The organism is Aeromonas sp. 600276, assembly GCF_049175815.1.
Classification (GTDB): domain Bacteria; phylum Pseudomonadota; class Gammaproteobacteria; order Enterobacterales; family Aeromonadaceae; genus Aeromonas; species Aeromonas dhakensis.
This window is the reverse complement of the sequence record NZ_JAAKVU010000001.1, coordinates 242,872-254,771: the sequence shown is the minus strand read 5'-3', so window position 1 is coordinate 254,771 and position 11,900 is coordinate 242,872. Positions and strand designations below refer to the sequence as shown.

9 protein-coding genes and 1 riboswitch are annotated in these 11,900 nt (G+C 57.6%); of the genes, 6 read left to right on the top strand and 3 right to left on the bottom strand.

Translation table 11 applies throughout. The features are described 5' to 3' along the window. The gene (locus tag G5134_RS01200; protein ID WP_065018380.1) at window positions 1–615 is read left to right on the top strand and encodes a superoxide dismutase; all 615 of its coding nucleotides are present in this window, start codon (window positions 1–3) and stop codon (window positions 613–615) included. A gap of 53 nt (window positions 616–668) precedes the next feature. Here the strand turns inward: G5134_RS01200 and G5134_RS01195 are convergent, their stop codons facing one another. From G5134_RS01195 to G5134_RS01185, 3 genes are all read right to left on the bottom strand, one after another. Then, on the bottom strand, window positions 669–1,649 hold the full coding sequence (locus G5134_RS01195) for a SanA/YdcF family protein (RefSeq protein ID WP_421231822.1): 981 nt from the start codon (window positions 1,647–1,649) through the stop codon (window positions 669–671). Window positions 1,650–1,860: 211 nt separating this feature from the next. Further along, entirely contained in the window at window positions 1,861–4,608 is a 2,748-nt protein-coding gene (locus G5134_RS01190) for a collagenase (RefSeq protein ID WP_065018378.1), read from the bottom strand. Window positions 4,609–5,101: 493 nt separating this feature from the next. After that, a complete protein-coding gene (locus G5134_RS01185; protein WP_026141776.1) occupies window positions 5,102–5,425 on the bottom strand; it encodes a hypothetical protein in 324 nt (107 codons plus the stop codon). A 93-nt stretch (window positions 5,426–5,518) separates the two neighbouring features. After that, a riboswitch (cyclic di-GMP riboswitch) is annotated at window positions 5,519–5,604 on the bottom strand. Window positions 5,605–6,490: 886 nt separating this feature from the next. Here G5134_RS01185 and G5134_RS01180 point away from each other — a divergent pair. From G5134_RS01180 to G5134_RS01160, 5 genes are all read left to right on the top strand, one after another. Next, window positions 6,491–7,036 carry a fimbrial protein gene (locus tag G5134_RS01180; RefSeq protein WP_065018377.1) on the top strand — a complete coding sequence of 182 codons (546 nt, stop codon included), beginning with the start codon at window positions 6,491–6,493 and terminating at the stop codon, window positions 7,034–7,036. A gap of 99 nt (window positions 7,037–7,135) precedes the next feature. Continuing rightward, window positions 7,136–7,525, top strand: a complete 390-nt coding sequence (locus tag G5134_RS01175) for a hypothetical protein (RefSeq protein ID WP_010635268.1) — start codon at window positions 7,136–7,138, stop codon at window positions 7,523–7,525. A gap of 67 nt (window positions 7,526–7,592) precedes the next feature. Next, the gene (locus tag G5134_RS01170; protein WP_017779285.1) at window positions 7,593–10,127 is read left to right on the top strand and encodes a fimbria/pilus outer membrane usher protein; all 2,535 of its coding nucleotides are present in this window, start codon (window positions 7,593–7,595) and stop codon (window positions 10,125–10,127) included. Window positions 10,128–10,137: 10 nt separating this feature from the next. Beyond that, entirely contained in the window at window positions 10,138–10,869 is a 732-nt protein-coding gene (locus G5134_RS01165; protein WP_010635266.1) for a fimbrial biogenesis chaperone, read from the top strand. Window positions 10,870–10,871: 2 nt separating this feature from the next. Next, a complete protein-coding gene (locus G5134_RS01160) occupies window positions 10,872–11,897 on the top strand; it encodes a fimbrial protein (protein ID WP_010635265.1) in 1,026 nt (341 codons plus the stop codon). The last annotated feature ends 3 nt before the right edge of the window (window positions 11,898–11,900 follow it).

Here is an 11,900-nt window from a genome sequence, read left to right as displayed (position 1 = left end):
ATGAGCCATACCCTGCCTGCCCTTGCCTATGCCTACGACGCACTGGAACCCCATATCGACGCGCTGACCATGGAGATCCATCACAGTCGCCATCACCAGACTTACATCAACAACCTCAATGCGGCGCTGGCCGATCACCCCGAACTGGCGGCGTTGCCGGTGGAGGCGCTGCTTGCCCGCTTCGACAGCCTGCCTGTCCAACTACAGGGGGCGGTGCGCAATCACGGTGGCGGTCACGCCAACCACAGCCTGTTCTGGCGGGTGATGAGTCCCCAGGGCGGTGGCGAGCCGGCCGGCGAGCTGGCTGCGGCGATCGAACGGGATCTGGGTGGGCTGGAGGCCTTCAAACAGGCCTTTACCCAGGCCGCCCTGAGCCGTTTTGGCAGCGGCTGGGCCTGGCTGGTGGTCGATGGCAGCGGCAAGCTGCAGGTAGTGAGCAGCGCCAACCAGGACAGCCCCCTGCAGGATGGGCTGGTGCCCATCTTGGGGCTGGATGTGTGGGAGCACGCCTACTACCTCAAGTACCAGAACAAGCGTCCCGACTACATAGCCGCGTTTTACAAGGTGATCGACTGGAACGAGGTGGCGCGGCGTTACGTGGCGGCGCTGGCCTGATTGCTGGAAATACCGAGCCCAATGAAAGAGACCCGCCTGTTGGCGGGTCTCTGCTATTGAGGGGTCGGCGCGCTGCTGGTTGGCGTGGCCGCGCTGGCGGCAGCCGGAGTTTCTAAGGGAGTGGCTTCGCTCGGTACGGCTGCACTGGTGGCCTGGGCACTGCTGGTTGGCGTTGCTGCACTGGTGATGGCTGGTTTGTCCGCAGTGGTGACTTCGCTCGGCACGGCTGCGCTGGTGGCCAAGGCACCGCTGGTTGCGGCCGCCGCACTGGTGGCAGTTGCTACACTCACCACCGCTGCCGGCTTGGCCTTCGGCTGATGAGAGGGCGGCTTGATGGGCAGGCAGGGTTGGCTAGCGCCTATGGTGCTCAGCGCCTGGCAGGGAACCGGGCCGCCGATGACGATGGGCTCGCCGAGGAACTTGGGTCCCTTGTCCAGCACGTAGAGGTCGAGCAGCCCCATCAGGCGGGCGAACACCTCGCGCACCCGGGTCTTGATGCCCTGATAGGCGCTGGGATCCACGGCGTTGAAGCCGACAGCCTCGATGCCGAAATGGCGGGCGATGAAGATGGCGCGCTCGTTGTGAAAGGCCTGCGAGACCACGGTGAAGTGGGCCTGGCCGAACACCTCCTTGGCCCGCACGATGGAGTCCAGAGTCCGAAAACCGGCGTAGTCGCTATAGATGGCGCTGGCCGGGATGCCGGCCTGGATCAGGGCCCGCCGCATCTGGCGCGGTTCGTTGTACTGCACGGTGGCGTTGTCGCCGGAGACCAGGATGTAGTCCACCTTGCCGTTGTTGTAGAGCTCGGCGGCGGCCTTGATCCGGTATTTGAAGTAGTGGTTCGGGCTGCCGCCAATCAGGTATTTGGAGGTGCCGAGCACCAGGGCGACCCGATTGTAGGGCACCGCGTTGACGTCGTCATAGGTGTAGTGACGGGCGTCCGAGACGGTCCACTCGCTGTAGCCAAGCAGGGCGGCGGCAGAGGCCAGCAACAGGCAGAGGCAGGCGAGCAGGATCTTGGCAAACTTCTTCATGCGCGGTGGGGTTCGGGTCTGAAGTAAGAGATGACAGGGGGTCATTCTATTACAAGTTGCCGCCGCGCGTCAGGCTTGATGACCGCAGATGGCGTCACTCGGGCAGAGGTTGTCGCATGGCGGGAGTGGCTAACTGATTGATCCTGTGCCGCTTATCATCCTCCAATAAAAAGGGCGGCCATGGCCGCCCTTGAGTATTGATGCCAGCGTCTCAGTGGGAAGAGTCGTTGGCCTTGCACTCGTCGGAGTCCTTGTTGGCCTTCCACCAGGGCAGCAGTTCGCGGCCGAGCCACTGCTGGTAGGCCTCGCTGTCATTGGCAATCAGCTGGTCCAGCTCGGCTTCGAAGGCGCTCATCGCCTGCTGTTGATCCGGGTTGCGCAGGGCCTGGGCCATGGCCAGCCAGCTGGCGCCGCGACCGGTCTCGTTCAGGAAGCGATGCACGGTGTAGGACCAGGAGTAGACCATCTCGCCACCCTTGTCGTAATCCAGGTGCAGGATGTCGGCCAGGGCCGGGCGATCCCCTGCCGGGCGGCCGGCGACGTTGTCCAGACCGCGGGCGAAGCACTGGCCGTGGGCGATGAATTCCGCCAGCCCTTCCGACCACCAGGTGGTGCGGTTGAGCGGGTAGTGGCCGAAGCTGCCGTACTGGTTGAAGCGGCCGTCCAGGTAGTGCACGTACTCGTGGCGCAGGTTCCACACCTGGAACGCAGGGCGCTTCCACTCCGCCTCGTAGGCGAAGAAGCGGGCCTGGTTGCCGGGGCGAGCCGGATCTCCCTCAATGTAGATACCGCCGTTGTCGGTGGAAACGCCGCCAAACAGGGCGCTGCCGTAGCGTTTCCAGTCGGCGGAGGAGTCGAAGATCACCAGCTCCAGTGCCTCGTTGTGATCGTCCGCCACCGGCTGCCAGCCAGTTTCCATCTGCTGATGGAACTGCTGCTCTTCGGCGCCCAGTTCACGGCAGATCCCCTCGGCCTGATCCATGGTCAGATCCTGGGCCCGCAGGCGCAGGGTCGGCGAGCAGGTGTGCTCGAACGGCAGCACGTCCTCCACCCGGATCGGGGTGCAGAGCCCGGCGAAGTCACCGCTGATGCAGGCTTCGCTGGTGCGGTCCGTGTAGGTCAGGTAGTAGGTGGAGAGGGTCAGCGACATGTCTTCCAGCAGATCCTGGCTCTGCTGACCACCGGGGATCAGGTCGTGGTGGCGAACGAGGGCGATGACGGAGTCATCCAGCAGCCTGCGGTAGCCGTCGAGCTCGTCCGGGCGGCTATAGCGGGCGACCCGATAGAGGCGGGTGTAGGCATCCAGCACGTTGTTGAGCAAGAACAGATCGGCGCCATCCCGCCCTTTCCACAACGCGAGCTCGCTCATGCCGAGGGCGTGCAGCTGCTTGCGCAGCTCGCCATCCTGCGCTCGGAAGTCGTTGGCGAAGGGATCGCTGTAGTCGCTGGCGAAGTCGAGGAAGTTGAGCAGATCGAACAGGCCGGTCGCCCAGGCGTGCTGGCCGTTGATCTCGCTGGCATGGCGGGTGCTGTAGGCCAGCATCTGGTTGAACTCGCCGAGCAGGGTGCCAAAGCGGCTCTGTACTGCCGGGCTCTTGAACTGGCCGTGCAGGGCGATGCTCCAGGCACCGATCACGGAGCCCACCTCATCGGTGGGTTGCTCCGGGAAGAGCAGCGGATGGGCACCCAGCGCGGTCAGCGCCTCGGCCAGCGCCTCGGCGGCGGCCGGACCGTCCTCCTTGTGCTTGCCGTAGTTGTGGTAGTTGTGGGCACGCACGTATTCCAGCAGCAGCTTCATGGCCGGATGGGCCGGCTGATTGGCCGCCAGCAGGCTCTGGATGCCGCGGGAAACGGCCAGCAGCTTGGCATCGTCGTGACCATAGTTCTCCTGCCAGACCGGGGCGGGCTGGCCACTGGCATCCTGCACTATCCTGGCCGCTTCGGCGTCCAGCAGATCGGTATCGGGCAGGTCCGGCTCGGAGCAGGCGCGGCCGTCGGCACGGCGGCAGTCGAGCTGCTCCTCCTTGCTGGCCAGCATGATGGGGCGATTGAGCACCCGGCTCTCCTGCCATTCGGTTGTTTCCGGCAGGGTCTGCCATTCGCTGCCCCCCACCGGGTATTGATAGCCGGTGTCCTTCAAGACCACCTGCACCTCGCTGCCGGCGGGCAGGGTCTGACGGCACACCCGGTAGCTGATGGTCTTGTCCCCTTCCTGACGAGTCTGGGGTTCATCGCACTCCTGCTGGGTCTTGGCCTGTTCCAGCAACCAGGTGTACTGGCGCCAGACGTGCAGCTCGCTCACCTGACGGGCGGCCTGGCTGCCCGCAACCGGCTGCAGGCGGAAGAAGATCTGCTCGAGGCGACCATCCCGCTCGTTGGGGGTCTCTTCCAGTACCTTCAACTGCTGCCAGTTTTGCGGCTGGTACTGCCATGCCTGCTCGGCGCAGCGCCCCTCGGCGTTGAGCTCGCAGCGATCCAGCTCCTGCTCGCTGTGACCCAGGATGACCCGCTCCGCCAGCGGCAGACGATCCTGACGCGGCGCGGTCGGGGTGCCTGCCAGGGGCTCCCAGCGGCCCTGCTTCATGCCGTAGCCAAAGTCATAGCTGCTGGCCGGGACAGCCTTGCCGGCCGGCACCACCTCTTCACAGCTGAGGTAGCGGATCTGCCAGCCCTGCTCGATCTTGAGCTGGGGTTCGCCGCACTGTTGTTCTGCCAGTGCGGCCAGGTTGGCTTCACTCCAGTCGAAGCGACGATACACCCTCAGCTGTTGATAGGGGGCATCGCCACTGCGGGCACTCAGCTCGTAGGTCACTTCGGTGAGCTGATCCCCCAGCTGACGGCTGGATTCACCTTTGAGTTGATACTGTTGCCAGTCGGAGGGGGAGTAGTTGGCCAGCGCCGAAGTGGCAAGCAGGCCCGGTGCTGCCAGTAGCAGCAACCTGGTACCCAGATTGTTCATTTTTATCCCTTTGCTTGATTGTCTGCGTGATTGACGCGTGCAATCTATTCAGCTCCAAAAGGATATCAACCCACCAATCAGGCCATATAAATCATTTATTTAGATTGAATCAAAACAAAGTGAGCCCCATTGGGGGCCAGGTTGATAGCAAGGACTCATCTGCCATCTGGGGGGGATCTCAGTCTGAGGCTGGCAACTGTGATCAAAGTCTCGTTTGAGATGTGCTGGTCATGTGGCGTCGCGACAATGCGAAGCCGGCAAACCCGCAGAAAAAGCGCTGACTTGTCTGAGCAGAAAGTTGGGGGCGTAGTGAGAAGGCAGTTGGCTGCGCTCGGTATGGACGCAGAAAAAATAGGAGGAAAAGTGATGGGGAGTCGCGGGCAGGCGTTATCAGCCGCTGCCTGAGCATGGCAGTGGGTGCTCACCCTTCACGGTGCGAGCAGATCCGCCCGAGGCAATGAACAACCTCGGGCGGGTGACGGAAGTGACGGGCTCAGAGGTAGCTGACGGTCACTATGGCCATGTTGCTGCTGCCGGCAGCCAGCTTGTACTGCATGGTGCTGCTGATGGTATTGAGGCTGCCGGCTTGCTGCAGGCTGGCCAGATCCATGGTCTGACGCTGGGTGCCCGAGTAGCAGGTCACGCTGTTGTCGGCGAAGTCACAGGGGGCTTCGTAGATGGTACCGGTGAAGGTGACGCTGCCATCGTAGGCGGAGGCAGTAGCTGGCAACAAAGCGGCACCCAGCAGCATGGCTGCGGCGGCAGAAGAGGCAAAACGGATGGCGCTGTTGCGAACGGAAGCGGTGGAAGTGTTCATTTTTATGTCCTTTTCGTCACATGTCGTTGTACGAAAAGGGCAACGCAATCAAAGAGAATGACACAGATACAGCTGATGACATCGCTCTTCTCAGATGGCAGCTCCGCTGTCTTAGGTTATGAACCCTTAGACCGGTGGCTTTGCGTCCCGACCTTTCGATCGGTTTGCCCTTTACTCTATGTCTAGATGATAACATCGCACTTTGAGAAATCAATCACCATAAAAAAGTGTGAGGTATCGGTCACAAATAGTTTTTTATTCTCCGCGGTTCAGGATAAACGGCTGGTTTTCCTTAATGTTTTTTTGAATGAACATCCTGAATAATTCATTCTTATCTCCCTTGCCATTATGAATAACGGGCGAGCTCAGTAGTTCTATGTCGTTCACAAATATGGTTCAGCATGACCTTGGAAGTGAACAAGGGGATAATAAAAGGAAGCTTGTTGGTGTTTCCCTTCACAAGTGGAACCTGATTACCTGATTACCTGATTACCTGATTACCTGATTACCTGAGCTGTTTTATGTATGAGGTCAAGGGTATTCAAGAAACAAAAAACGTGATCTGGAATTATTTTGTTGTTGTGTTTTTGTTAATTGCTGTTAAGCGGTTGAGGTTGTCTGATTTAAAATAATCCAATCCGTGTTTGCTATATGAACGATATTTATTTTACGGCATTCATAAATGTATTGTCATGGACGTAAGTGATTGTTTTTTATGTGTTTATAAAAGAATTTATAAAAATCAAAATGTATTTGATGTGCATCATATGAGTCGTTAATTTGTTCATCAAGCAAAAGCGGAGCACGGCTTTCTGCACAGACGACAAGGATGTATGTAGTTGTGCAGTTGAGGTGTAGCGGGAACTGCTCCTTATGCGGTGAGCTGCTTTTGCTTATTTAGATAAACCATAAAGGCACAGCAAGTTATTGATGCCGCCTCTCACCGGCTTAATGAGAGAAAAGGCACCGGCATGCTGTGCAGTATATCGCGGCATCACTGAAGATCGTGACTCCAGCATGATTGGAGTGATGCAGTACAACACACGTTAATGTAGGTATAAACGAATGAAAGCTAACAAAATTCTGGTTGCTATGGGTGTTGGTTCCATGCTGCTGTGCGGCACCGCTTTTGCTGCTGGCAACACCGGTTCAGGTAAAGTCACCTTCAACGGTGAAATCATCAACGCTCCTTGCTCCGTTGCTCCTGAGTCTGTTGACCAGGTAGTTGAAATGGGTCAGATCAGCACCAAAGAGCTGGTCAACGGTGGCGAGTCCAACTCCAAGCCGTTCAGCATCAAGCTGCTGAACTGTGAAATCTCCGATACTGAAGATGCCGTCAAGGTTACCTTCAGCGGTGCCAAAGACCCGGTAGATTCCAGCCTGCTGGTTATTGGTGGTGGTGACGCCGCTGGTGCCGGTATCAAGATGACCGCCCCTGGCACTGGCGCTGCTATCGTGCTGGGTGAACCGACAGCCGCCTTCGGTCTGGTCAACGGTGACAACGAGCTGCCCTTCAGCGCCGTGCTGAAAGGTTATGCAAGCCAAGACACCTACCCGCTGAAAGCTGGCGCTTTCACCGCAGTGACCAACTTTACTCTCTCCTACGAGTAATCGACTGCCTTAACGTGTGACCAGGGTTGTGGTGGCTGATGCCACCACAACTTCACACCTTCTGTCTCCTCACATCGAACCTTGATCATGAAAACTTCAATGATGGCAGCCATGGTGCTGCAACTGGTGATGATGGCGGGATCAGTCCACGCCAACGAGATTTCGGATGGGCTGGCCGAGTCGGGCTGTACGCTGGACGTGCAGCGCAGTATTCCTTTGCAGGCCAGGCAACCGGGCACGTTGAAAATCAGCGGCTGTCAGGTTGAAGGAGCAGCAGAGGCATCACTGCCTTTTATTTCCATGTCCGTGCGCGGTGCCATGAGCGATGAGCTTGGCATTCTCAACAACGGCCAATATCACAAGGTGTCCGGCGAGAGCTTTATTATTTCGGATATCGTCAACAGTGATCTGGAATTCAATTTGGGTCTGACCAGTAGTCAACTGTTTTTTCCGGACAGTACGACGCTGTTTGAACTCAATTATATGTAAGCAAGCCAATTGCTTAGTGTAGATACCTCATTACGTGAGACCGTTATGCAATTCCTAGAGTAAATATATGAGCGTTTCAACATCAGACTCTGTGAGAAAAAAACATTATTCCAAAATGGCTTTTATGCTGTGCGTGCCCGGCCTGATGGCGGTGGCGAATCATGCATGGGCAGAGACGGAGTTTAATATTGATGCGCTCGATCTGGACGAACGAACCAAGATCGACCTCTCCCAGTTTGCCGACGAAGGCTACATCCTGCCCGGCGACTACTACCTCGAGATCGAGGTCAACAAGAACAAGCTGCCCCTGCAGAAAATCCCCTTCTACGAGACCGACACCGGCAAGGGAAAGGGCGGGGTGGCCTGCCTGCCGCAAGAGGTAATCCCCAAGCTGGCGCTGACCGACGAGGCCATCGCCAAGATCGACAGCTGGCACGACGGTCAGTGCGCCAACCTGCTGGCGCTGGACGGCGTGGTGATCGCCAACGACATCGGCAACGGCCTGCTGCGCATCGCCGTGCCCCAGGCGTGGATGAAGTACAGCGATCCCAACTGGATTCCGCCCGAGCAGTGGGATGAGGGGATCCCGGGGATGATGCTGGACTACAACATCAACGCCCAGATCAACGAGGGCGATGGCTACTCCAACCGCAACATCAGCAGCTACGGCACCCTGGGGTTCAACTACGGTGCCTGGCGCCTGCGCGGCGACTATCAGGCCAATGCCTACTGGGGCGACAACGATCGGACCACTTCCGAGCTGAACCGCATCTACGCCTATCGTCCGCTGCCGAACATGGCCGCCAAGCTGACGGTGGGCGAGCAGCAGCTCAACTCCCAGCTGATCGACGGCTTCCGCTATACCGGCGTCAACCTGGCCAACGATGAGCGCATGCTGCCGCCGAGCCTGCAGGGCTATGCGCCGGAAGTGAGCGGCATCGCCAAGACCAATGCCAAGGTGACCATCTCCCAGTCCGGTCGCATCCTCTATGAAACCAACGTACCGGCCGGTCCGTTTCGCATCCAGGGGCTGGACAGCTCGGTGCGCGGTCGCCTCGATGTGCGGGTGGAAGAGCAGGATGGCAGCGTCAACTCGTTCCAGGTCGACACGGCGACCGTGCCCTATCTGACCCGTCCCGGCTATGTCAGATACAACCTGGCGGTCGGCGCCCCTTCCGAGCAGACGGACTCGGTGCACGACGTGCACGGCCCTGCCTTCGTCACCGGTGATTTCTCCTGGGGGGTGGCAAACTCCTGGTCACTCTATGGCGGCAGTCTGGTTGCGGGTGAATACAACTCCATGGGGCTGGGTATCGGTCGCGATCTCTATGCCTTCGGTGCCATCTCTGCCGACCTGACCCAATCCATTTCCAAGCTGCCCGGCCTGTCGACCAAGATTGGTCAGTCGGTGCGGGTGAACTACGCCAAGCAGTTCGATGAATACAACAGCTCGATCACCTTCGCCGGCTATCGCTTCTCCCAGCATGACTTCATGACCATGTCGCAGTTCCTCAATAACAAGGATCGGCTGGAGAAGAACGAGAACACCTCGAGCGATGACTACAACAACTGGGGTGACAAGGAGCTCTACACCATCACCGCCAACAAGACCTTCTGGGCGGACGATGCGGCCAAGGCGCTGACCGTCTACCTGGACTACACCCACAGAACCTACTGGGAACATGACGCCGAGGATCGCTACGGCCTCACCATCAACAAGAACGTGAACATCGGCAGCTTCAAGGATGTCTCCGTCTATGTGTCGGCCTACAAGACCAAGACCGAGAACTACGAGGATGACAAGAGCGTCATGCTGACCCTGAGCATGCCGATCGGGGACAGAAAGAGCGCGGGATACAGCGTGCAGTCCTCCAACGGCAAGGTGACCCACCTGGCCACCTATCAGGACTACAGCCGGCCGGATGACACCTATCAGCTGGGGGCGGGCGTGCAGAGCAATGGCCACGCCGTGGCGCGGGGTTACTACAACCACAACAGCGACATCGGGGCGGTCAGCCTCAATGCCTACAGCGTGCAGAGCGAGTACACCTCGGTCGGTGCCAGCCTGCGCGGCGGCCTGACGGCGACCGAGCACGGTGCGGCCCTGCATCAGGCGACCCGTCGTGGCGGCACCCGCATGATGGTGGATACCGACAAGACCTCCGGCGTCTCCTTCAACAACGGCCGCGCCGTGACCAACCGCTTTGGCGTCGCGGTGATCAGCGACATGACCGACTATCGCAAGAGCGACACCCGGGTCGACGTGGATCAGCTGAGCGACGACATCGATGCGATGAACGCCATCAAGCAGGGGACCCTGACCGAGGGGGCAATTGGGTATAATGCCTTCGAAATCGCCGAAGGATTCAAGCTGCTGGCCAACGTCAAGCTGTCCGATGGCTCAGTGCCGCCGTTTGGTGCAACCGTCGTCAGGGATTCCGGCCGTGTGCTCTCGGTGGTGGATGAAGATGGCCTGGTCTATCTGACCGGGGTGAAACCGAATGAAGCGTTTGAACTCTCCTGGGGCGGCGCCCGCCAGTGCAAGATAGTGGCACCGCAACAAGTAACCGATCTGTCGATGAAGACTCTCACTTGCAAGTAATGGGATACCGATGAAAAAGCTGCTCTCTTATACCTGTCTGGCCGTGCTGGGCATGACCTCGCTCAACGTCAGCGCTGCCATCGTGCTGGACCGTACTCGCGCCGTCTATCCGGGTGGTGCCAAGTCCATCAGCCTCAACATCAAGAACGAGAACCAGAAGCTGCCCTATCTGGCGCAGTCCTGGATTGAAGATGCCCAGGGGCAGAAGATCTCTTCACCCTTCGTGGTGCTGCCGCCGGTACAGCGGGTGGATGCCAACCAGAAGTCCATCGTGCGCATCGCCAGCGTGCCGGCCATCGACAGCCTGCCCAAGGATCGCGAGTCGATCTACTACTTCAACCTGCGCGAGATCCCGCCCAAGAGCGAGAAGAGCAACGTGATGCAGATTGCCGTTCAGTCCAAGATCAAGCTGTTCTACCGCCCTGAGGCCATTTTGCCCGAGCGCGGCGCCATCTGGCAGGATCAGGTGCTGATCACCAAGCAGGGCAAGGCCCTGCAGGTGAACAACCCCACCCCTTACTACATCACCTACGTGGGTCTCGGCCATCCGCAGGGCAAGGGGAGAACCGCCATCAAGGGCTTCTCCGCCTTTATGGTGGCACCCAAGTCCGAGCAGACGGTCAACATCCCGGAAGCGCTGGGCAATGAATTTGTGATCAGCTACGTCAATGACTACGGCGGATATATGGATATCAAATACCAGTGCGCAGGCAATGCCTGTAAAGCCGTGAAGGAGAGATAAAGATGATATTGCGTACGGGGGTACTTGGTATCATTTTTTTGTCCATGCCAGTGATGGCTATTAATGGTGAGATTAGGGCTGCCACAAAAACCTATGACATTGAACTTAAAAAAGAAGACATAGACAACCAGGTTAATGCAAAAAAAGAGTTCAAGTGGGATCTGAATAGTACTTATCCTGGTACGGCATTTTGTCCAGATCAGGATATTAGAAATCAGCCTATTTATTACAAGGCAGTAATGAGTGCAGGGTTACCCAGTGTTGGTGGTGGATTTGTCAAGTTAAACGAGTTTTTGGATCTCAAAGTTGATATCTGGATTGAAGGTAATCGTCGGGCATATGTGACTGCCCCTTTTACTGAAGAATCCAATCAGGGTCAGTTTACTTGCTACAAGAGCAAGGGCTCTGCAGATTTTGGTTTTAGAAGTGGTAGCAAGGGCATTGTGACGTTTCGCGTTCGTAAACCCATCATCAATGGCGTACAAATCGACGACCATGAAATAGTCGAGATGTTTGGTCGTCTGGGCAGAACGGATTCCGGATTCAATAACGAGGTCATGTCCAGAATCGTCATCAAGTCCTCGGTGTTGTATGTGCCAGAAAAATGCACAATCAACGGAGGGCAGACGATTGAGGTCGAGTTTGGCGATTTGCCTGGGACGGGATTGGATGGCAACAATTTTGAGAAAACTGTACCACTTAACTTCGTGTGCAGTGGTGGGGTATTTGATAAAGATGCCTCATTAAAAATTAACCTCGCCATTTCTGGTAAACCGACATCGTTTAGTCAGAGTTATCTCAGAACGACTCGAGACGGATATAAAGGTGGTGATGTTATCAATAATCTTGGCATCAAATTCAAACAGCTGGATGGCTCGACACTGAATCTGAATGATTGGTATCCGGTTTCCATGCAGGGAAATATCGGTGACTGGGGTTTTATTGCCGCCCCGATAAGTCCTGCCGGTGCTGAAGTCGCTGCAGGTGACTTCTATGCAACCGGTACAATTGTTGCCTCATTCCAGTAGGAG